Origin of the sequence: Azohydromonas lata (assembly GCF_034427735.1) — a bacterium.
GTDB classification, from domain to species: Bacteria; Pseudomonadota; Gammaproteobacteria; order Burkholderiales; family Burkholderiaceae_C; genus Azohydromonas; species Azohydromonas lata.
The window spans coordinates 108,232-128,994 of sequence record NZ_JAXOJX010000003.1; the positions used below are offsets into that span (position 1 = coordinate 108,232).

A 20,763-nucleotide genomic window follows, 5' to 3' on the forward strand; every position below is an offset into this window, starting at 1 on the left:
TCACACCTTGCTGCCCCGCAACCGCAGCGCATTGCCCACCACCGACACCGAGCTCAGGCTCATGGCCAGCGCGGCGATCATGGGCGACAGCAGCCAGCCGGTGAACGGGTACAGCAGCCCGGCGGCCAGCGGCACGCCCAGCGCGTTGTAGACGAAGGCGAAGCCCAGGTTCTGCTTCATGTTGGCAATCGTCGCCTGCGAGATCACGCGCGCCTGCGCAATGCCGCGCAGGTCGCCCTTGACCAGCGTGACGGCGGCGCTGTTCATCGCCACGTCGGTGCCCGTGCCCATGGCCAGGCCCACGTCGGCCTTGGCCAGCGCCGGCGCGTCGTTGATGCCGTCGCCGGCCATCGCCACCACCTTGCCCTGGCGCTGCAGGCCGTCCACCAGCGCCAGCTTGTCGGCGGGCTTCACCTCGCCGTGCACCTCGTCAATGCCCAGGCGCGCGCCTACCGCGCGGGCGGTGGTCACGCCGTCGCCCGTGGCCATGATCACGCGCAGGCCCGCTTCGCGCAGCGTCTTCAGCGCCTCGGGCGTGCTGGCCTTGACCGGGTCCGCGACGGCCAGCAGCCCGGCGAGCTGCCCGTCCACGGCCAGGTGTATGACGCTCGCACCCTCGGCACGCAGCCCTTCCGCCTGCGGCACCAGCGGCTCCACCGCCACGCCCAGCTGCTGCATCAGCGCGGTGTTGCCCAGCGCCAGCGCACGGCCGGCCACGCGCCCGCGCACGCCGATGCCGCTGCCCGACTCGAACTCCTCGGGCTTGTCCAGCGCCAGGCCCCGCTGCCGCGCGGCGGCCACGATGGCGTCGGCCAGCGGGTGCTCGCTGCCCTGGTCCAGGCTCGCGGCCAGGCGCAGCACCTCGTCGGCGTCCCAGCCCGGCGCCGGCACGGCACGCTCAAACGCCGGCTTGCCTTCGGTGAGCGTGCCCGTCTTGTCCACGATGAGCGTGTCCACGTCACGCAGCCGCTCGATGGCCGCGGCGTCGCGGAACAGCACGCCGCGCGTGGCGGCCTTGCCCGTGGCGACCATGATCGACATGGGCGTGGCCAGGCCCAGTGCACACGGGCAGGCAATGATCAGCACGGCCACCGCGTTGATGAAGCCGAACACCCAGCCCGGCTCGGGCCCGAACAGCCCCCAGGCGAAGAAGGTCAGCAGCGCAATGCCCACCACCACCATGACGAACCAACCGGCGACCTGGTCGGCCATGCGCTGCATCGGCGCCTTGGAGCGCTGCGCCTGCGCCACCATCTGCACGATCTGCGACAGCATGGTCTGCGCGCCCACCCGCTCGGAGCGCATCACGAGGGCCCCGCTGGTGTTGAGCGTGGCGCCAATGAGCTTGTCGCCGGCGCGCTTGCTCACGGGCACGGGCTCGCCGGTGAGCATGGACTCGTCCACGGCGCTGGCGCCTTCGACGACGGCGCCGTCCACCGGCACCTTCTCGCCCGGGCGCACGCGCAGCAGGTCGCCCACGTGCACGTGTGTCAGCGGCACGTCCTCCTCGCCGCCGTCGGGGCGGATGCGCCGCGCCGTCTTGGGCGCCAGGCCCAGCAGCGACTTGATGGCGGCCGAGGTCTGCGAGCGCGCGCGCAGCTCCAGCATCTGGCCCAACAGGGTCAGCGAGATGATCACGGCCGCGGCCTCGTAGTACACCGCGACACGCCCCATGGCGAAGAAGGATTCGGGAAAGACTTGCGGCGCCACGGTGGCCACGAGGCTGTAGAGGAACGCGGCGCCGGTGCCCGTGCCGATGAGCGTCCACATGTTGGGGCTGCGGTTCACCAGCGACTGCGCCCAGCGCACGAAGAAAGGCCAGCCCGCCCACAGCACTACCGGGGCCGACAACGCCAGCTCGATCCAGCTCTGGGTGGCCATGTCAAAGAGGCCCAGGCGGTGCCCGACCATGGCCAGCAGCGTCACGACCACCGTCAGCGGCAGCGTCCACCAGAAGCGGCGAGTGAAGTCCTCCAGCTCCGGGTTGCGCTCTTCGGCGTCGAGGTCGGGCAGCAGTGGCTCCAGCGCCATGCCGCACTTGGGACAGTTGCCCGGGCGGTCCTGCCTGATTTCCGGGTGCATCGGGCAGGTGTAGATCGTGCCCGCGGGCGCCGGGTCGGTCGGGGCAAGGGCAGGCGCCGGAGCTTCGACGGCATAGCGCTGAGGCTCGGCGGCGAACTTGTCCTTGCAGCGGATGCTGCAGAACCAGTAGGGCCGGCCAGCATGCTCCAGGTGGTGCGCAGAGGCCTCGGTCACGGCCATGCCGCACACCGGGTCCTTCAGGGCATCCTGCGCGCCGTGGTGATGGTGCTCATGGCCATGGCCCTGCCCGGCACCCGGTGCAGCACCGTGGCCAGCGTGGGTGTGGTGGTGGACAGGCTCATCCATGGCATCACCACTTGCCGTCGGGCGACGAGGCGTTGGCACTGTTCGAGCTCCCCTGGTGGTGGCCGTGGCCGCCATGGCCGTGACCACCGTGGCCGAACAGGTGCATCAGCGGGCACCCCAGCAGCAGCAGGTACGGCCACAACCCCGCGACGTGGCCCCAGTGCTCGCGCAGCAGGTAGAAGCCGCCGATGAGCAGCAGCATGACGATGACCACGGTCCACGGGCTGCGCCGCGTGCCGCTGCCCTGACCGACGCTTGACGTGTCGTGGTGATGGGAGGTTTCCATGGTCCAGGCTCCTTCTTGGACGCCGGCTCAGCGAGCCGGCTGCAGGTGAAACTTAGACCCTCCCATCGTGGGAAGGTCAAGGCCCTGGCGACCGCACGCCGCTACCTTGTTGGCGACGTGCGGCGGCAGGCTTCAGGGCTTGGTTGCAGGGGCCGGCATGCGGTCCATCATCATCTGCATCATCGACTGCATCATGTCCATGCGCTGCTCCAGCGCCTGCATGCGCGCCGCAGGCGCAGCCGAGGCCGGTGCGGCGGCACCCTGGGGTGCCGTGCCACCCATGCCTTTCATGCCGTCCATCATGGCCATGCCTTCCTGCATGAGCTTCATGTGCTCGGCCATGAGCGCCTCGCGCTCCTTTGGCGTGCGCGCCTTGCCCATCTTTTCGTGCATTTCGCGCATGGCTTTCATGTGCTGCTCCATGCCGGCGGGTTGGCCCATCATCCCCATGGCACCTGCCGCACTGGCGCTGGCCGCCGCGGCAGGAGCAGGCACGCGTGGCGCCGGTGCAGCCGCGGCCGGCGCGGAAGCCCTGTCAGGGTGGTGCGCGGCGTGGTCCTCCGGGCTGGTCTGGGCGTGTACGCCGAGCGACAGCGCGGCCAGGATGGCGGCAAGAGCGAGGGGGCGAAGTGCCATGGCGCAAGTCCTCCAGGTGGATTGAAGTGTGGGAATCAGATGCGCAGCGGGCGCTGGCCGGTGCGTTGGGGGTGCGCCGGCAGCAGCGCGCGCAGCCCGCCGCGAAGCAGGCCTTGCGGCGCACTCACTGGCAGGCGGGCGACAGACCAGGCTCTAGATCGTGAGCCGCAGGAACGCGATGGGGATGGGCGGGGGCGCCGGCAGGGTGGCGGCATCAGGACGCGGCACGCGCGTCACCAGTGCAGCGGGCAGGACCAGGCAATGGCCGGTCATGACAGCACCCAGTGGGAGCATTGCTGCCGCGTCACTCGCACCGGTCTTGGCGACCGCGCTTTGCTCGCTGTCGCACAGGCTCTTGCACGCCTGCTGTCCGGGCAGGGCTTCGTGCTCCTGCCCGTCGTCGCTGTGGGCGGCGCCGGAAGCGGCGTCTTGGTGATGGTGGTGCCCGGCATCGCCCGCGGCGTGCTCATGCGCGGCGGCGTGCGCCCCCGTGACGGCCACCGGCGCCTGCAGGACGCAGGCGTTGGCGGCACCGGCCATCCAGCCCAACAGCAGCACCCAGCACATCAGCCGGGCGATGACGCGGTTCAGGCGGGGCCGCAACGCAAAGCGCATGGCAGGGGGGCGTAAAGCCGGGCGTGTGGGATGGACGCCTTGATGCTACGGCAGCCCACCCCGGCTTGATTGACCGGCATCAATGGGCTGTCCGTGCACGGGGCACGGCGCGTGAGCGCCGTCGATCAGCCGCCGGCGCCCGGCTCGCCGTCGCTGCCGGTGTGCCGGCCCCGCAGCCCCTGCAGCGGCTGGTAGTCGCAGAACTTGAACCGGTTGCACAGCATGTCGCGCATCTCGCTGATGCCGTTGATCTGCGTGTGCTGGATGCCGCTGCAGTAGCGCTGCAGCGGGACGTGCTTGACGTCCGCGGTCACCAGGCAATCGGTGGCCATGGTCACGGCCATGTAGTGGTGCCGCGCCATGGTTTCGAGGAACGTATGGTCGAATTCGGCGCCGGCCGCCGTGGACTCCAGCAGCTGGATCTGCTGGCGCCCCATGTCGGTGAGCTGCGGCTCGTGGGCCTGGCCGTACCACGTCCTCAGGAACATCTGCGCCTTGCCGATCTCCTCGCGCTGCACGCGGTTCTCCTCGCGGGCCATGGAGCGAATGCTGCCCGAGAGCGCCTTGGGGCTCGTGGCTGCGGTGCCGGGCGTGGGCGACGTGCCTTCGCCGTAGCGTCCCAGCTCGGGATTGCGCGTCGTGTCGGTCCCGGCCGCGAGCTCGGACATGCGCAGCGCCGAGTAGTGGTGGTCGATCATCGACTTCAGGAAATCGACCTCGAAGGTGGCCGTGAGGCCGCGGCCTGGGCCGCTTTCCTGGGCCTGGACGGCAGGAAACGGCAGAGCCAGCGCCAAAGCGGCAGCGGCCACGCCAGCACGCGACACGAGCGAGGAAACCATTGAAGGAGGTTGCATGGATCAGACCTTTCGACAAAGCCACACAGGCAGGCCGCCGGCAATGCGGCAGCGCACACAGGCCTGATCAGCCTCCCCGGCCGCTGGTGCAGCGGCGCTCCATGGCTTTGCATGGACCTTTCCAGACCAGGCGCCGGTCATCCGGCCCACTGGCGAGGCAACACCTGTTCCCCGCTCAGAGGCATATTGGCGAGTGAAGCGCCCTTGCCGCCCGAACCAGGCCCGGAGCATTCCCTCGTGACCCAGGAGAAGCGAAGGCCCCGCAGGCTCCTTCGCTTCGCGCGAGCGATGCAGGGCACGCGGGCTCAGGGCCACTTGCCGCTGATGGCGGTCACTGGGCGGTCTGCATCTGCGTGACGACAAAGGCGCCGCCTTGCTTCTCGACGTGGAAGCGCACCTTGTCGCCCACCTTGACGGCGTCGAGCATCGCGGCGTCCTTGACCTGGAACACCATGGTCATGCCCGGCATGTCCAGGTTCTTGATCTCGCCGTGCTTGAGAGTGACCTTGCCATTGGGCTTGTCGATGCGCCGCACCTCTCCGTCAGTCAGGTCAGCGGCTGCGGCGGCCGACGCGGCCGCGGCGGGATGGTGCGCTGCGTGATCGGCGTCGGACGTCTGGGCAGCCGCGGGCAGGATGCCGGCAGCGCCCAGCAGCGCGGCGAGGATGAGCTTCTTCATGGATCAGTCCCTTCTTCAGCGATAGGTTTGGTAGGTGACGGCCGTGCCGTCCTTGCGCAGCAGCAGCACGTCATAGGGGTCCTTCTGGCCGCCGTAGTCCGGGCCGTCCATGCCGGGCGAGCCCACGGGCATGCCGGGCACGGCCAGTCCGATGGCCGTGGGGCGCTCCTTGAGCAGGCGCTGGATCTCGCGCGCCGGTACGTGACCTTCAAGGGCGTAACCACCGACGAGTGCCGTGTGACACGAGCCGTACTTCACGTCGAGCCCCAAGCGACTGCGCATCGCGGTGTTGCCGGTCTCGTTGACCTTGGTTGGGAAGCCGTTGGCCTGCAGGTGCGCGATCCAGTCCTTGCAGCAGCCGCAGGTCGGGCTCTTCCAGACCTCGACCAGCGGCGCATTGGCCGCGTGCACGAGCGACACGAAGGGCAGCAATGCCAGCGTGCCGAGCAGTCGGCGGCGTTGAGTAATCATCGTTCGTCTCCTTGGAGCGTCCTGTCGGAATCAGTGCTTGCGATCGGCATGGCCGCCGCTGGCCTGGGCGGACTTGGCCGGCTTGCCGGCAGCCACCTTCACGGCGCCCTTCATGCCGGCGTCATAGTGGCCGGGCTGCAGGCACGCGAAATCGACCTGGCCCGCCTTGGTGAACTGCCAGACCACTTCGCCACTCTGGCCGGGCGCGACCGTGATCTGGTTGGGGTCGGCGTGTTCCATCTCGGGGAACTTCTTCATCAGCTCGTAATGCTCCTTCAGGGCCGCTTCGGTGCCGAGCACGAACTCGTGCTTCACCTGGCCCGAGTTCTTCACCACGAAGCGGATGGTCTCGCCTTGCCTGACACGCACGCTCGACGGGTTGAAGCGCATGGCATCGGTCATGTCGACGTTGACGGTGCGCGTGACCTTGTCGGGTTGGCCCGCCACGCCGATGGCGTCGGTGTCGCCGTGGCCGTGCTCGTGGCCGTCGGCATGGACGTGGCCCGTGGTGGTGGCCGGGGCGGCGTGGCCGTCGCCCTCATGCGCCAGGGCGCTGCCCGCGACGAAGAGACCGGCAGCCAGGGCAAACGTGAGTTGATGCAGTTTCATGTGGGGGGTACTTCTGAATTCGGGAAAGGGGTGCTGCGTCCTCAGTGGCCGGAATGGCCGCTGGGCTTGCGCACCTGGACCTCGGTGGGCGCTGTGCCCTTGTCGGCGCGCGGCATGGCGCTGCGCCCGGCGTCGCTGGAGCGCTCGGGCTCGGCGAGCTGGCCGGTCCACTCGTAGGCCACGGTGCCTGCCGGGTGCTTGAACCAGCCCGGATCGGAGTAGTCGCCGGGCTTCTGGTCGCGGCGCACCTTGATGACGCTGAACATGCCGCCCATCTCGACGCCGCCGAACGGTCCCTCGCCCGTCATCATCGGCACCGTGTTGTCGGGCAGCGGCATGGTCATCTCGCCCATGTCGGCCATGCCGCGTTCGCCCATGACCATGTAGTCGGGGATGAGCTTGCTGATCTTCCTGGCCACGCCGCTGTGGTCCACGCCGATCATCGTGGGCACGTTGTGGCCCATGGCGTTCATGGTGTGGTGGCTCTTGTGGCAGTGGAACGCCCAGTCGCCCTCCTCGTCGGCGATGAACTCCAGCTGGCGCATCTGGCCCACGCCGATGTCGGTCGTGACCTCCTGCCAGCGCGTGCTGCGCGGCGTGGGGCCGCCGTCGGTGCCGGTGATGGCGAACTCGTGCCCGTGGATGTGCATCGGGTGGTTCGTCATCGTGAGGTTGCCGATGCGCAGCCGCACCCGGTCACCCTGGCGCACGTTGAGCGAGTCGATGCCGGGGAAGACGCGGCTGTTCCACGTCCACAGGTTGAAGTCCAGCATCGTCATGATCCGCGGCGTGTAGCTGCCCGGATCGATGTCGTAGGCGGAGAGCAGGAAGCAGAAGTCGCGGTCCGCCTCGTCGATGAGCGGGTGCCTGGCCTTGGGGTGCGTGACCCAGAAGCCCATCATGCCCATGGCCATCTGCGTCATCTCGTCGGCGTGCGGGTGGTACATGAAGGTGCCGGGCCGGCGCGCCACGAACTCGTAGACGAAGGTCTTGCCCGGCGCGATGCCGGGCTGGGTCAGCCCCGTGACGCCGTCCATGCCGTTGGGCAGGCGCTGGCCGTGCCAATGCACGCTGGTGTGCTCGGGCAGCTTGTTGGTCACGAAGATGCGCACCCGGTCGCCCTCGACCACCTCGATGGTGGGTCCCGGCGACTGGCCGTTGTAGCCCCACAGGTGCGCCTTGAAGCCCGGCGCCATCTCGCGCTCCACGGGCTCGGCCACCAGGTGGAATTCCTTGACCCCGCCCTTCATGCGCCAGGGCAGGGTCCAGCCGTTGAGCGTGACCACGGGGTTGTAGGGCCGCCCGGTGCCGGGCACGAGCGGCGGCATGGTGTCGGGCCTGGTCTGGATCACGGGCTCGGGCAAGGCGGCCATGGCCACCTTGCTGACCGAGGCGGCGGCCACGGCGGCCGACCCGGCCAGGAAGCGACGTCGATTCGTCGTCATGGAAGGACTCCAGGAAATGTATTGGGCACGGGGGTGGCGCTCAATGGCCGCCCGCGCTGCCGCCGCCGGTCGCGGCCGGGGCGGCTTGCAGGGAAACGCCCGCGGTGGCGGGACGCCCGATGAGCGCGGCCTGCAGCGCCACGTCGGCGAGCCAGAAGTCGCGCTGGGTGTTGAGGGCCTGGGCCACGGCGGCGACCTGGTCGCGGGCGTCGGCCAGCAGCTCGAACACGCCGATGAGCATGCCGTTGTAGCGAAGCTGGTTCTCGTCGGAGATGGTCTTGCGCAGCGGCACGATCTCGTCGCGCCAGTGGCGCGCCAGGTCGAATGCGGTGCGGTAGCCGCCGTAGCTCTCGCGCACCTGCGAGGCTGCGTCCACGGCCAACTGCGTGGTGCGGTGCACGGCGGCCATGTAGCGCGCCTGGGCGGCGCCTCGCGTCGCGTCGCCAGCGTTGAAGATCGGCAGCGGCAGCGCCAGCTCGTAGCCGCGCTTGGGCGGCAGGCCGGTCTCGCTGTTGCGCACGGCGCCCAGCTCGAAGTCACCCACCACGCTGGTGACGGTCGTGATGCCTTGCGAGCGGGCCGAGGACTCCAGCTCGGCGCGGGCCTGGCGCATGTCCAGGCGCTCGTCGAGCGCGGCCTGCATCACGGCGCGCTCCTCGCGCGGCGCGGCGGGCAGGTCCGGCAGCCGCTCGGGCAGCTTCAGGGCCTGTGCCTGGGCGTCGTTGAGGCCCAGGGCACGCACCAGGGCCTCGCGGCTGGCCAGGGCTTCCTGCCGCGCGCGGGCCAGCTGGGCCACGGCCTCGGCGCTGAAGACCTGCTCGCGGGCGCGCTGCAGGCGGTTGAAGTTGCCGGCCGACTGCATGCGGCGCGCGAGCTCGGCGCCCGCGTCGGCGGTTTCCTTGACCTGCTCGAAGTAGGCCTGCGCCTGCACGGCCGCCACGGCGCGCACCCAGGCCTGGCGCGCCTGCGTCGCGGCCTGCACCACATCGCCGGCCATGCGCAGGCGGATCTGCTGCTGCTGCGCGTTGGCGATGCGCGTGCGCGCCGGCAGCAGCAACAGGTCCAGCAGCGGGAAGCTCAGCGCCCGCCCGATCTCCAGCTCGCGCTCACCGCCTTCGTTGCGCACCAGGCGCTCGAAGGCGAAGACCGGGTTGGGCAGCCGGGCCGACTGCGTTGCCTGGTAGGAGGTGGTCGCCGCATCCGACAGCAGCGCCTGCACGCCAGGGCTGTAGGCCAGGGCGATGCGCACCGCGTCGGCGGCGGACAGGGGCTGCAGCAGCAGCCGGTCCACGTCAGCGCGCGCCTCCTGGCGCGCCTCGTCCGTGGTCAGCCACTTCAGCGGCGCGCCCAGGCGCTGGCTGGCCACGTCCTGCGCGAGCCCCAGGTTCTGCTGGACGGCCGTGCTGGCGCAGCCGCCCAGCGCCAGCAATGCCAGCGCGGCGACGGCCAGGCGCTTGCGCGGCCGGGCGCGCACCGTGTCGTGGTTCGTGAACGGCGTCGTCATGGCTTGGCGGGGGCGTGGTGGTTCGAGTGCGAGCCGCCGGCGGCATCGGGCACGGGTGCGCTGGCGCTGGCCGCAGCGGGCCGGGCGTCAGGCGCCTGGATCTCCCGGGCGTAGGCCTTCCAGCCGCCGATGCGGCCGACGGTGTCGTTGGTCTCACGCCAGGGGCGGACTGGTTCGTCGGTGAAGGCCCGATAGCCTTCGAAGGTGGAGCGGTAGACGGGTTGCGGCGCGGCCGGCGTGGCGGCGCCTTGCGCCGCGGCCAGGGCCGGGACGGCGATGAGCACCGCAACTGCGGCGGTGCAGGACCATGAGGCCATGAGGATGCTCGCTGGACGGGCCCGGCGCGGCCGCATCAATGCAGCCGGTGGGGCAAGGACGTGAGTGGCGGCGGATGCGCAGCCGCTGCGCCGTCAGACGACGGCCAGGCGAGCCACGACCCGCGCCAAGGGCGCGTCAGGCGAACAGGAGGCGGGGTGGACGGTCCGGGCCGTCCGTCAAGAACGCCACGGCGCTGAGAAACAGTGGCGTCGGCGGCGCCATGGCATCTACAGCCGCCTCGAAACGCAGCGTGGCTGCGGGCAGCGCCGCCGTGACGCAGCAGGCTGCGCAGGCGCTGCACTTGTGCTGCGCGCTCTTGTGCAGATCCTGCGTGGCGGCTGCGTCGTCGTGGGCAAGCGCCTCGACGGCGTCGTGGTGGTGCGCCGCGTGGTCGTGTTCCGCGATGACGGCGGCGGCCACGGCCATGCGGTCATGGCCCGAACCGCACACGCGCAGCGAGGCCGCGACGCTGCCCTGCAAGGGCAGCGCGACGGCCAGCAGCCACATCATCGCGATCCGGAAAACACGCCACATGACGGTAGTTTAGTTGCCCCATGTCAAGCGCACAGGGCTGTAGTTTCCATATGGCAGCAAGTGTGAACCTTCCCCCTGTGACAAGGTCAAGGGGCCCAGTGTGCGAAAAAGGCGCTTACAAACTGCAAATGCCCGCCGCCATTCTTGAGCGCAGACCGGTCCATCCACGGCTGGCTTCTCAGGCATGGCCTGTTCGAAGACTGGGCGACCGCTCACCTCGTGCCTGGATCAAGGACTCGACGTACCGTTCGACGCCAAAACGCATCGTGCCGCGGAAGTTGATGTGCCCGAAATGCGCTGGCCCGATGCGCCGCAGCCAGTCGTCCTCGATGCGCATGCCACTGTTGCGCAGCGCGAGGACCACGTCGTTCATGCGATGGGTATTGAAGGCGAGGACCACATTCGTCAGCAGCGTGTGCGCACCCGAGATCGCCCGCAGTTCGTCAGGTCGCCGGCCTCGCTCTGGCGCGATCCGGCCGCTGTAAACCGCGCGCTGCAACTGGTGCACAGATTCACCGCGCGAGAGCAGCGTGTGGATCTCGCGCCGGAAGTCCGCCACGGCCAAATAGTCACACAAGAACACCGTGCGAAGCAGCCGACCCAGATGCTCGGCAGCCCGGTGCACGGGATCGCCACGAGCCGCCGAGCCGAAGCGCTGCATCACCTGCGCGGCCGACACCCGGCCACTGCGAATGGACGCGCCCAGGCGCAGCAGCTCCGGCCAGCCGCGCTCGATGGCCTTGAGCGAAACGCGTCGTTCCGTCACGGCGTCCAATTCGTCGGGAATGAGAAACGGCCTGGGCAGGAAAAGCTTGCGCTCGGCCAGGTCGCGCAGGCGCGGACACAGGTCGAACCCCAAAACCTTCGCGATGCCCATGGCGGCGTCCGTCCAGCCGTGGGTATCGCAAGCAACCAATGACAGCCTGATGCGGTCTTCGACGCGGTTGTGCTGCTCGACGCCCTCGATGGCCGCACCTGCCTGGCGCTCGCCCAGCACGATGGGCTGGTCATAGACGATGCCCCAGCGGTCGCGCAGGTGGGTGTAGATGCCCGCGGCGTAGGTGCGCCGGCGTGGATCGACGCGCGCATTCCACAGGTGCCGTGACGCATCGAGCGCGAGCATGTCGCTCGACGCCTTGTCGCCTTCGCCCCAGAGTGCCGCCAGTGGGATGCGGCTCTGGAATTCGGCCACGCGTTCGTTGGCGCGACGCAGCCGGCCGCTGCCCTCGATGGCGCGCATGGCCACCAGGATCTGTGCGGCGTCCAGCTCGGGAATCATGTGCGCCACGCCTCGGGCATCGAGGTCCGTGCCGTGCGCCAGCAGCGCACCGTACACCGCAAGGAGCTCTTGCGAGGAGGTTGCCCGGTGTCCGAGCAGCGCGTCGCTGAAGTTGGTGGCGGCGTCCACCTCAAGAAGCAGCTCAGGCAGCTGGACGTCACCGATGCGCTGGTAGATGGCCTCACGGGTACGCACCGGCTCGCCGTCGTCGGGCAGCGCCAGAAGGGCTGGCAGATGCAGCATGCGATCCGTGCCGATCTCCACCTTGCCCACGCGCAGAGCTTCCACCACGGCCTGCATGCCCGCGTGGATGGCGGCCACCAGCGGCATCAGCAGCGCGTCGAACGATTCCGGCACGCCCAGCAGCTCCACATGCTCGCGCTGCTGCAGTGCCCACTGCTGTGGCGGGATAAGCAACTGCTCGCGGCTCTGGAAGCTCAAGGAATGGTCGATCCATACCGAGCCGCGCCGCAGGCTGCGCCGCAGTGCCAGCATCGTGCTGGCTTCGAAGGCCCGCCAGCCGGCCTTGCGGTCCCGCTGGTGAACCAGGCTTCTCCATGCCGCTCCAACGTCCGGCAGCTCGTCGCGCCCGCCGTCCTTGTGGCCAGGACGGGCACGCAGCGCTGTCCACGCCTGCCATTGTGTGAACCCGGCGTCCTTGGACCCTCCCTGGAACTCCAGGCTTGAGAGCACGTCGAGACAGGCATGGACACGGGTCGAGTCCTCGGCCAAAGCCTTGCGTACCCGCGATGCGAAGCTGACCGGCACGGCATCGCCGACCGCAGCCAGCAGCTCCTGCGCCTGCAGCACGCGTTCCTCCCAGGACTTGGCGCCGTCGTGCAGCACCGCCTTGGCCAGGGCGGCCTGCCGCAGTTGGCTCGCACTTTCCTGGGCGTGCCGGGTGCGGGCACGCTCGGCCGCCGAGCGCACAAGCTGCTGTGCGCGCCGGCTGGCCAAATGCAGCGCCGCGTCGGTGAGCTCCAGCAGCGTCACCCGCAGAAAGCACACCACCTCGACGAGCTGCGCGGCGAGCTTGATGTCGCGGGACCGGTAGGGCCGGCGGGCCTGGATCTGTCGCGCGTAGGCCTGTTGCCGTGCCAGCACAACGCCGGAGAGATCCCATTCGTGCACGCCAAGGCCCTTGAGGTAGCGCACCTTCTCCATCGTCTCGGCCAGCGTGGTGGGACTGTGGCGCCTGGGCGGCGTCTTGAGCCATTCGATGCGGCTCACGTCCGTGCCGGGCCGCGGAGCGTGGACAGCCAGCAGCAGCTTCGCAGCCTTCGCGCGGCCCACGGCATCGGCCACGCAGATCACGATCTGCGTCTCGATTTTTGCGAAGGCATCGCGCGCCCAGTCCAGCAGCCGGCGGCTCGACGGAATCAGGATGCGGCGGGTGAACAGCCAGTGCCTGGCCGCCTGCACCAGATCGTCGGTGTGCGCGGCATCCTGCGCCTGTACCTCCAGCGCCGACACGAGGTTTTGCTCCTGCGCGGGTTCGAGCGCGGTGAGGCCGAGGTATTCCTTGGCCCAACGCTGGTGAGCGAAAAGGGTCTGCTTGCGCCGATAGGTGGATCGCAGGCTGGCGATGGACGGGGCCGCCACGCCGAGGGCGCCGGCCGCGTAGCGCAGCAGGTTGCGCGGCAGGACGGTGAAGCCATCCAACGGACGACCGGCCACACGCATGAACAGCACCATCAACGCCGCGGCCAGCTGGTGCCCCTCCCGGAACTGCTCCTTCACAGCCTCGACGTCGGCCTTGGTGAGCGAGAAGAAATGCTCCCGGTCGAAATCGCTCAGCCGCCCCGGCAGGCAGTCGCATCCAACGAAGCGATCGGCAAATGCGGACATCGCTGCCTCGGCGCAGGAAGTGGGGTGCCGACTCTACTGGGTGAAAGTGGGGGCCGCCATCGGTCATCAGCTGGTTCAGACCATGGCTGGTGTTTCGGGGCCAACTCAGTCTGAGCCGAGAAATAAGTAATAACCCTAAATAGCTCGAAAGCAACTGGACGTAACCACAAGCGCACCTTTTTGCACAAGGAGTCCGTCCACCCCGTGATGAACACGCCCGCCGAGTTCACCAGAATATCCAGGCGACCGAAAGCCTCATGGGCGGTCCTGACGAGGCGTTCGACGTCGGCGGTCTTGGCTTGGTCGGCTTGCACGGCCAGGGCACGGCGGCCGAGAGCCTTCACGTCGTTGGCCACCTGGTCTGCGCGGTCCGGAGAGTTCGAGTAGCTGAAGACGACATCCGCGCCGTCGTGTGCAAGGCGGCGCACGATGGCGGCACCGATGCCGCGCGAGCCACCAGTGACGAGGGCGACCTGACCGGCCAGAGGGAGGTTGTTGTTCACGTTGCTCATGAAGGTTCCTTTCACGTGAGCGTTGCGTTGCGGGATGACTGAACTATGAAGATTTGGGCTCGATGCTTGTAGCCGTTTCGGTCTTGAATCTGCTTCAAGCGATGCTTGAAGCAAGGTATCCTGAGAAGGTCGCAAGGGCCTGTGTGTTTGCAGTGGCTTGTGCATTGAGAGGGCGCATGGAAACCTTGGCGAACTTGGAGTCGTTTGTCCGGAGTGCGGAGGCTCAGAGCTTCTCTGGCGCGGCTAGGCGGCTCGGTCTGACCCCTGCTGGAGTTAGCCGGAACGTGGCGAAGCTGGAGTCCAACCTCGGTGTCCGCTTGTTCCAGCGGAGCACCCGGAAGCTTTCGCTGACGGAGGCCGGTGAGCGATTTTTGGAAGGCATCTCCGGAGGGCTTGAGAGCATTCAGACGGCCATCACGGAGGTGGGCCGCGCATCCGATGAGCCCAGCGGGACGCTGCGCGTAACCATGCCGCCCGGATTTGGTTCGGACTACGTGCTGCCTCTTTTGCCAGGCTTCTTGAAGCAGTACCCAAAAGTCCTGTCAGATTGGCATTTGGAGAACAGGCGCGTCGACCTGATTTCTGAAGGTTTTGACGTGGCCATTGGTGGAGGCTTTGAGCTCTCGCCTGGCGTGGTGGCGCGCGAGCTCGCTCGAATCCATGTGGTGGCGGTTGCATCCCCGGCGTATCTCAAAGGAAAGGCTGAACCGAGGGACCCGTCTGAGCTTGAGTACTGGGATTGGATTGGCATGCGCTCCATTCAGCTGGGGAGGATTCGCAGCCGGTACCTGAGGAACAAGCCAGGCAGGCAGGTGAAGTTCGAGACTACACCTCGCATTGCGTTCAATGACCCCGAGGCTGTAGCGCGAGCCGTCGCGATGGGTCTCGGCGTCACGTTGATGGCCATGCCGCACGCGGCGCCTTTGCTCAAGACGGGTGCCATCAAGCGCGTGCTGCCGAACTGGTACTGGGATGATGGCCCAATCTCGATGTACTACTCAGGGCAGAAGAAGCACCTGCCGGCGAAGACGCGAGTGTTCATCGACTACGTCACTTCGCAGTTCAAGGAGAAACGCATCGCGGAGTTCCTCCTGGCCGACCGATAGGCGCTAGCGCGACAAGCAAGGGGCAAGCCCCTCTCGCCCACGGAGCCCTTATTGGCGCTTGGCGGCTCGCAACAAGCATCCGAGCGCTGCCTCGCCACTAGAACGCCCAAAAGTCCAGCAGGTGCCGTGACAGCGCGGTCAAACCCCGTTCCATGCATCGTAGATTCGATCGCAACGTCCAATGTGGCCGACTTCCCTAGGCGAGGCCGTGAGCCGCGCCGTTGCGGTTTCCACGGCCGTGAAAACCCTGCGCGGCGGCTGCCGAGGCCAGCGCTGTACCGTTGCCGCTCATGGTGACCTCCAAGCTTCCCGTGGCGCTGCCGGCGCACTGGTTCGCCGAGGACGGCTGGCGCGGCACGCTCATTCACGCCGTGGACGGCAGGGGCCACGTCGTGGCCTCGGTCACGGTCAATGAGGATGTGCGCGGCTACCTGCTCGGCGTGCAGCCCGTTCCCGCCTTTCACGGTCGGACGCAGCGCTACATGCGCCGCGGCTGGCGGCTGTGCCTCTACCGGGATGCCCTGGCTGCACTCATGTCGGCCTGGCGTTGCTGGCCCGGTGCATGCCGCAACTGACCGGGCGCGCTCAACCCGTTTTCCACTGCCTGGGGCGCGGCGCGGCGCACCGGCTCAGCAGCCGCCCCGCGCGAGCCAGCCCGAACGTGGATGCGTTTCAAGCGCAAGCCCCATGCCTTCCATGCGAGCTGGCCAATGGCTTGCCAGGAGGCTGGCCTTGCGGCGGCTCAAAGACTCTGGATCAACGCAAGGATGTTGCCCTCGCTGTCCTTGAACCATGCCGCCTTGGCGCCTCCCGCCGAGATCGCGCCTGAAGGGTTCTTCTCGCCTGGCATGTCGTAGTCTTCGAAAACGACGCCGCGTCGCTTCAGTTCCTCGATCTCCTGGTCCACGGCGGCCACGGCCCAGAACGCCTGGCTGGCCTTCGATGTTCCGGCATTCTGGGTCGGGTACAGGAACGCGGCGGTGCCCCCACCGAAGGCGTAGACAACACCACCGTTGATTTCCTGCTGCGGCACGAGCCCCAGCTTGCCTTCGTAGAACTGGCGTGCGCGCCCCATGTCGCTGGCTGGAAAGTACACGTAGATCGGGTTGTGCTGCAGCATGGTCTTCAGTCTCCAATGATCGGCATACGCGCAGGCGGCCGGCCCCGCCGCTTGTCCAGCGGGCATTCCCGCGACAGCCGTGCATTGCGAAGCACTTCGGCCGGTACCCGGCAAACTGAGAAAACAGCCCTGCCGCCGCGCTGGTGTTGCTGCATGGCCGAGCGTGTCGACAAGCAGCGCAGCATTGCGGGCAAGTCTCGGGCCCGTAGTGGGCGAGCACTGGGCAGCTGCTGCCGACAACCGCAATTCACTGCCGCTGGGGAATGTCGAGTCCCCTGACCACCGCAGGCCGAGAGACGAAGGCCTGCAGGGCGCGCGTGACTTGCGGGAAGCGATCTATCTCGACGAGCTCGCCTGCGCCGTAGAAGCCAATGAGGTTGCGCACCCAGGGGAAAGTTGCGATGTCCACCACCGAGTACTCGTCGCCCATGATCCACTGCCGGCCGCTCAGGCGCTGGTCGAGCACGGCCAGCAGCCGCCTGGCCTCGGCAACGTAGCGGTCACGTGGGCGTTTGTCCTCGAAGTCCTTCCCGGCAAACTTGTGAAAGAAGCCCACCTGGCCAAACATCGGGCCGATGGCACTCATCTGGAACATCAGCCACTGGATCGCCTCGTAGCGGACGGCGGGGTCCGCAGGCAGGAACATGCCGGCCTTGTCCGCAAGGTAGAGCAGGATGGCGCCAGATTCAAACAGTGCCAGCGGCTCCCCGTTGGGCCCGTGAGGGTCAATGATGGCGGGGATCTTGTTGTTCGGGTTGAGCGCCAGGAACTCGGGCGAGAGCTGCTCCTGCCTGTCGAAGCTGACCAGGTGCGGCTCGTAGGGCAGGCCCGTTTCCTCCAGCATGATCGAGACCTTCACGCCGTTGGGCGTGGGCAGCGAATAGAGCTGGATGCGATCAGGAAACATCGGCGGGCGCTGCCGCGCGATGGGAAAGCTAGACAGGTCGGTCATGGCGTGCAGGCGTTTGAGCGTGGACAACACCGCGGCACTGTCGCACGAAGGTGACTTGACCAGCATTGCCAGGGCTGTCCGGCAGGGCCGGCGCCCTGGGCTTCGACCCACGCCCGGCACGCAGCACGAACCGCGCCCTCATCGGCGCCGGTGGGCACCGTGAAACGCCCCTGAGGCCGTGCAGCCAGCGAGCGCTTCGCACCGCCGCCAAGCCAGGCGAGGGCGGCCTTTACAAGAACATGCCCCCCGACGCCTCCACCCGCTGCCCGTTGATCCAGCCTGTTTCGTTGGAGAGCAGCGCCGCCACCGCGGCGCCGATGTCGGCGGGCAGCCCCACGCGGCCCAGCGCCGTCTGCGCCGCGAGCTGCTGGTTCATGGCCGAGTTGTCGCGCACCACGCCGCCGCCAAAGTCGGTCTCGATGGCGCCCGGCGCCAGCGTGTTGACGCGGATGCCCCTCGCGCCCAGTTCCTTGGCCTGGTAGCGCGTGAGCACCTCGACAGCGCCCTTCATCGCCGCGTAGGCGGCATAGCCGGGCACCGTGAAGCGCGCCAGGCCGCTGGAGACGTTGAGGATGCGCCCGCTGTCGGCCAGCAGCGGCAGCAACGCCTGGGTCAGAAAGAAGGGCCCCTTGAGGTGAATGCGTACCAGCTCGTCGAACTGCGCCTCGGTGGTCTGTGCAAACGGCGCGTGAATGCCGATACCGGCGTTGTTCACCAGGAAGTCCAACTGCTGCACGTCCCAGCGCGCGAGCTGCTCACGCACGGCCCGCGCGAAGGCTGGGAAGGTGGCGCTGTCGCCCACGTCCAACTGCAGCGCCGCGCCGCGCGCGCCGGCGGCCTCGATGGCGGCCACGGCGGCGTCGCCTTCGTCACGCCGGCTGCGGTACGTGACGAGGACATCGATGCCGCGCGAGGCCAGGTGTTCGGCGGCGCTGCGGCCGAGGCCCCGGCTGCCGCCGGTGATGAGTGCAACCTTGTTCGCCATGTTGTGCTCCTTGCAGGGCGGGGGAGAAGATGCAGCGGAGCTTATTTGTCCGGCTGGCGCGGATAAACGGGCGCTGCCTGACTAGACTGTCCATCCATGACGAACAATCCAGTGCCGCTGCCGCTGGACGTGGTGCATGTCTTCATGCGTGTGGCGGAAACGGCGAGCTTCACCAAGGCGGCCGAGGTGATGGGGCTGCCGCGCACCAGCGTGTCGGCGGCCGTGCAGCGGCTGGAGAAGCTGCTGGGCGTCCGGCTGCTGCACCGCACCACCCGGCACGTGCAGCTCACGCCAGATGGCGAGACCTTCGCACAGCGTGCCCGCGAGCTGCTGGCCGATGCCGAGGAGCTGCGCCAGATGTTCCAGGACACACCGGCGGCGCTGCAGGGGCGGCTGCGCGTGGACATGCCCATCGGCATGGCGCGCAACCTGGTGCTGCCGCGGCTGCCTCAGTTCCTGCAGGCGCATCCCGCGCTGCAGGTCGAGCTCAGCAGCACCGACCGGCGCGTGGACCTGGTGGGCGAGGGCTTCGACTGCGTGCTGCGCGTGGGGCCGCTGGGCGACTCCAGCCTGATGGCACGGCCACTGGGGCGGCTGCCGCTGATCAACTGCGCCAGCCCGGACTACGTTCGCGCCTTTGGGCTACCGCAGTCGCTGCAGGACCTGGCGACACAGCGGCTCATCCATTACCTGCCCGGCCTGGGCGCCCGCTCACCCGGCTTCGAATATTTCGACGAGAGCGGGCAGACCCGTCTCGTGCCCATGGCCGGTGCGCTCACCGTCAACAACTCCGAGGCCTACCTGCACGGCTGCCTGGCAGGCCTAGGGATCATCCAGGCGCCGGAGCCTGCCATGCGGCCCTGGATCGAGCGCGGGGAACTTGTCGAGGTGCTGCCAGGCTTGCGGCCCGCGCCCATGCCCGTGTCGCTGCTCTACGCACACCGGCGCCTGCCACGCCGCGTGCAGGCGTTCATGGACTGGCTGCAGGAGATCATGGCGCCGTACCTAGCGCCTGACGCAGCAGCTAAGCCCGCGCGCTGGGCGTGAGCGTCGGCCAGCTCAGCCGCCTCTGCCGCGACGTGCTGGGCATCTCGGCGCTGGAGGTGGTTAATACCCGCGTTGTCCACGAGGCACAGCGCGAGCTGGCCTATTCGCTGCTAAGCATCAAGCAGATTGCCGCGGTGCTGGGCTTCGAGGACGAGGCCTATTTCGGCCGCTTCTTCAAGAAGCACACCGGGCACCGGCCCACCGAGTTCCGCACCATGGCCCAGCGTCGGCTGGCCGCTGCGTGAGACCTTGCTGGACAAATGCCGCACATTGCGGCGCGTGGCGCGACCCCGCGAGGCTTGTTCACGTCATGGACGTGCGTCCTGCCCGCTCAAAACGAATGGGTCATGCCGACGCCGTAGCGCGTTTGCTCAAAAGCCTGGGAGCCGTCGGCGCGGTCCACTGACAGTTTGCGCAAGGCCATGTACAGGCGCGTGCGCTTGGTCAGGTCGTAGGTCGCCATGGCGCTCATGCCGCTGGCATCGACGATCTCGCGTCCGGCGCCATTGCGCGTGACCGCCTTGGCATAGCCCAGGGCCACCGTTGCCGCGCCGAATGGCGCATTCACGCCGATCTGGTATTCACGCGACTTTTGGCCGGTCGCGACGCGCCCGTCGTCCTGGTGCTGGTAGTTGGCAACCACCCGCAAGCGCGGGAACTCGTAGGCGGCGGCAAGCATGTCGAACTTGTTGGTGCCCGTGGTGTAGCGCTCGTTCTGGAACGCGTAGCCCACGCGCAGCGCGTTCGCCGCGTACTCGACGTGGCCAGTTAGCAGCCGCGGCGACGCGGTTTCTGTCGTGGCCCCTTGCCGGCACTGGCGCTGACCGATGCGATGAAGGGGCCCATCGGCGCGGTCCGCAGCAGGACCGTGTTGTTGCCGCGGGCGAGGTAATCGCTGCCCTTGACCTCCGCCTGGCCGTTGCCGGCTGCCGCGCCCGCGCCCCATACCTGGCCGGTGGAAGCGAAGCCAGACGAATCGTAGAGCTGGTTGTTGGAGCCGCGCAGTGCGTCGTAGGCGGTGAGCATGCGCCCAAGGCGCACCTCGCCCAGGCCGCTCTTGGCCAGGGCCACGTAGGCGTTGCGGTTGAAGCCGACATTGGAGGCCGACACATTGGTGACGGTGCCGCTATCGAGGCTGATGCCCTGCTCCAGGACGAAGCGCGCACTGAGCCCGCCACCCAGGTCCTCGCTGCCGCGCAGGCCCCAGCGGCTGGCCTGTGCGCCGCCGCTTTCCAACACGCTCACGCGGTCCGTGGACGCAGCCCCGGCCTTGTGGCGGGTCTGGCCGACCCACGCGTCCGCGATACCGAAGATGTTGACACCGGTTTGCGCGGAAGCCGTGCAAGCGGCCGTGCACAGGAAAGCCGCGAATAGCAGTGATGGTTTCATGACCAGTCTCGACGGGATGGTTTTACATACGTCGTCTGTCGTCAGACGAGTTAGCGCAATGTAGTCCCGGACTGAAAGTCATCTGACGAGTGAAAACCCTAGCTGCCGCGGTCATTCTTGAAACCGCCTGCTGCGCATGCCGTGCCGGAAGGCTGCGCAAAAGTGGGGGACACCACTGGCATGGCG

General features: G+C 68.2%; 23 protein-coding genes. 4 read left to right on the forward strand and 19 right to left on the reverse strand.

The window, feature by feature from the left end; all coding sequences use genetic code 11:
• From SM757_RS04010 to SM757_RS04075, 14 genes are all read right to left on the reverse strand, one after another.
• Positions 1-2,388 (reverse strand): heavy metal translocating P-type ATPase, encoded by a 2,388-nt coding sequence (locus tag SM757_RS04010; protein ID WP_084151202.1) that lies wholly within the window; start codon positions 2,386-2,388, stop codon positions 1-3.
• 4 nt (positions 2,389-2,392) lie between these two features.
• On the reverse strand, positions 2,393-2,674 hold the full coding sequence (locus tag SM757_RS04015) for a DUF2933 domain-containing protein (protein ID WP_211235140.1): 282 nt from the start codon (positions 2,672-2,674) through the stop codon (positions 2,393-2,395).
• Between the two features lie 132 nt (positions 2,675-2,806).
• Positions 2,807-3,310, reverse strand: coding sequence for a hypothetical protein (locus SM757_RS04020; RefSeq protein ID WP_066341530.1), 504 nt, complete (start codon positions 3,308-3,310; stop codon positions 2,807-2,809).
• Positions 3,311-3,463: 153 nt separating this feature from the next.
• On the reverse strand, positions 3,464-3,925 hold the full coding sequence (locus SM757_RS04025) for a hypothetical protein (RefSeq protein WP_066341528.1): 462 nt from the start codon (positions 3,923-3,925) through the stop codon (positions 3,464-3,466).
• 125 nt (positions 3,926-4,050) lie between these two features.
• Positions 4,051-4,779: a DUF305 domain-containing protein gene (locus SM757_RS04030; protein ID WP_084267848.1), complete on the reverse strand. Its 729-nt coding sequence runs from the start codon at positions 4,777-4,779 to the stop codon at positions 4,051-4,053.
• A gap of 331 nt (positions 4,780-5,110) precedes the next feature.
• Positions 5,111-5,458 (reverse strand): copper-binding protein, encoded by a 348-nt coding sequence (locus tag SM757_RS04035; RefSeq protein WP_029001686.1) that lies wholly within the window; start codon positions 5,456-5,458, stop codon positions 5,111-5,113.
• Positions 5,459-5,473: 15 nt separating this feature from the next.
• Positions 5,474-5,929, reverse strand: a complete 456-nt coding sequence (locus SM757_RS04040; protein ID WP_029001687.1) for a DUF411 domain-containing protein — start codon at positions 5,927-5,929, stop codon at positions 5,474-5,476.
• 30 nt (positions 5,930-5,959) lie between these two features.
• Positions 5,960-6,538 (reverse strand): cupredoxin domain-containing protein, encoded by a 579-nt coding sequence (locus SM757_RS04045; protein ID WP_084267847.1) that lies wholly within the window; start codon positions 6,536-6,538, stop codon positions 5,960-5,962.
• Positions 6,539-6,579: 41 nt separating this feature from the next.
• Positions 6,580-7,983 (reverse strand): multicopper oxidase family protein, encoded by a 1,404-nt coding sequence (locus tag SM757_RS04050; RefSeq protein WP_066341524.1) that lies wholly within the window; start codon positions 7,981-7,983, stop codon positions 6,580-6,582.
• Between the two features lie 40 nt (positions 7,984-8,023).
• On the reverse strand, positions 8,024-9,487 hold the full coding sequence (locus SM757_RS04055) for a TolC family protein (protein WP_084267846.1): 1,464 nt from the start codon (positions 9,485-9,487) through the stop codon (positions 8,024-8,026).
• A complete protein-coding gene (locus SM757_RS04060) occupies positions 9,484-9,804 on the reverse strand; it encodes a hypothetical protein (RefSeq protein ID WP_051244368.1) in 321 nt (106 codons plus the stop codon). The genes SM757_RS04055 and SM757_RS04060 overlap by 4 nt, the downstream gene beginning before the upstream one ends.
• A 136-nt stretch (positions 9,805-9,940) precedes the next feature.
• Positions 9,941-10,339, reverse strand: coding sequence for a hypothetical protein (locus SM757_RS04065; RefSeq protein ID WP_157119220.1), 399 nt, complete (start codon positions 10,337-10,339; stop codon positions 9,941-9,943).
• 178 nt (positions 10,340-10,517) lie between these two features.
• Positions 10,518-13,466, reverse strand: a complete 2,949-nt coding sequence (locus SM757_RS04070) for a Tn3 family transposase (protein ID WP_029001692.1) — start codon at positions 13,464-13,466, stop codon at positions 10,518-10,520.
• Positions 13,412-13,978: an SDR family NAD(P)-dependent oxidoreductase gene (locus tag SM757_RS04075; RefSeq protein ID WP_322464431.1), complete on the reverse strand. Its 567-nt coding sequence runs from the start codon at positions 13,976-13,978 to the stop codon at positions 13,412-13,414. Before SM757_RS04075 ends, SM757_RS04070 begins: the two co-directional genes overlap by 55 nt.
• Before the next feature lie 176 nt (positions 13,979-14,154).
• Here SM757_RS04075 and SM757_RS04080 point away from each other — a divergent pair, with 176 nt between their 5' ends.
• Entirely contained in the window at positions 14,155-15,084 is a 930-nt protein-coding gene (locus SM757_RS04080) for a LysR family transcriptional regulator (RefSeq protein WP_322464432.1), read from the forward strand.
• A 290-nt stretch (positions 15,085-15,374) separates the two neighbouring features.
• The gene (locus tag SM757_RS04085; protein ID WP_322464433.1) at positions 15,375-15,659 is read left to right on the forward strand and encodes a hypothetical protein; all 285 of its coding nucleotides are present in this window, start codon (positions 15,375-15,377) and stop codon (positions 15,657-15,659) included.
• Between the two features lie 167 nt (positions 15,660-15,826).
• Here SM757_RS04085 and SM757_RS04090 read toward each other — a convergent pair whose 3' ends face one another.
• From SM757_RS04090 to SM757_RS04100, 3 genes are all read right to left on the reverse strand, one after another.
• Entirely contained in the window at positions 15,827-16,204 is a 378-nt protein-coding gene (locus tag SM757_RS04090; RefSeq protein ID WP_322464434.1) for a VOC family protein, read from the reverse strand.
• A gap of 247 nt (positions 16,205-16,451) precedes the next feature.
• Positions 16,452-17,156, reverse strand: a complete 705-nt coding sequence (locus SM757_RS04095; RefSeq protein ID WP_322464435.1) for a glutathione S-transferase N-terminal domain-containing protein — start codon at positions 17,154-17,156, stop codon at positions 16,452-16,454.
• 229 nt (positions 17,157-17,385) lie between these two features.
• A complete protein-coding gene (locus SM757_RS04100) occupies positions 17,386-18,141 on the reverse strand; it encodes an SDR family NAD(P)-dependent oxidoreductase (protein ID WP_322464436.1) in 756 nt (251 codons plus the stop codon).
• Positions 18,142-18,237: 96 nt separating this feature from the next.
• Between SM757_RS04100 and SM757_RS04105 the strand changes: the two genes are divergently transcribed.
• A complete protein-coding gene (locus SM757_RS04105) occupies positions 18,238-19,188 on the forward strand; it encodes a LysR family transcriptional regulator (protein WP_407655736.1) in 951 nt (316 codons plus the stop codon).
• Positions 19,185-19,433 carry a helix-turn-helix domain-containing protein gene (locus SM757_RS04110; protein ID WP_322464437.1) on the forward strand — a complete coding sequence of 83 codons (249 nt, stop codon included), beginning with the start codon at positions 19,185-19,187 and terminating at the stop codon, positions 19,431-19,433. Before SM757_RS04105 ends, SM757_RS04110 begins: the two co-directional genes overlap by 4 nt.
• A gap of 86 nt (positions 19,434-19,519) precedes the next feature.
• On the opposite strand, the gene SM757_RS04115 is transcribed toward SM757_RS04110, so the two are convergent.
• Both SM757_RS04115 and SM757_RS04120 read right to left on the reverse strand, forming a co-directional pair.
• Positions 19,520-19,921, reverse strand: coding sequence for a porin (locus tag SM757_RS04115; protein WP_322464438.1), 402 nt, complete (start codon positions 19,919-19,921; stop codon positions 19,520-19,522).
• A 35-nt stretch (positions 19,922-19,956) separates the two neighbouring features.
• The gene (locus SM757_RS04120) at positions 19,957-20,577 is read right to left on the reverse strand and encodes a porin (protein WP_322464439.1); all 621 of its coding nucleotides are present in this window, start codon (positions 20,575-20,577) and stop codon (positions 19,957-19,959) included.
• Positions 20,578-20,763 lie beyond the last annotated feature (186 nt).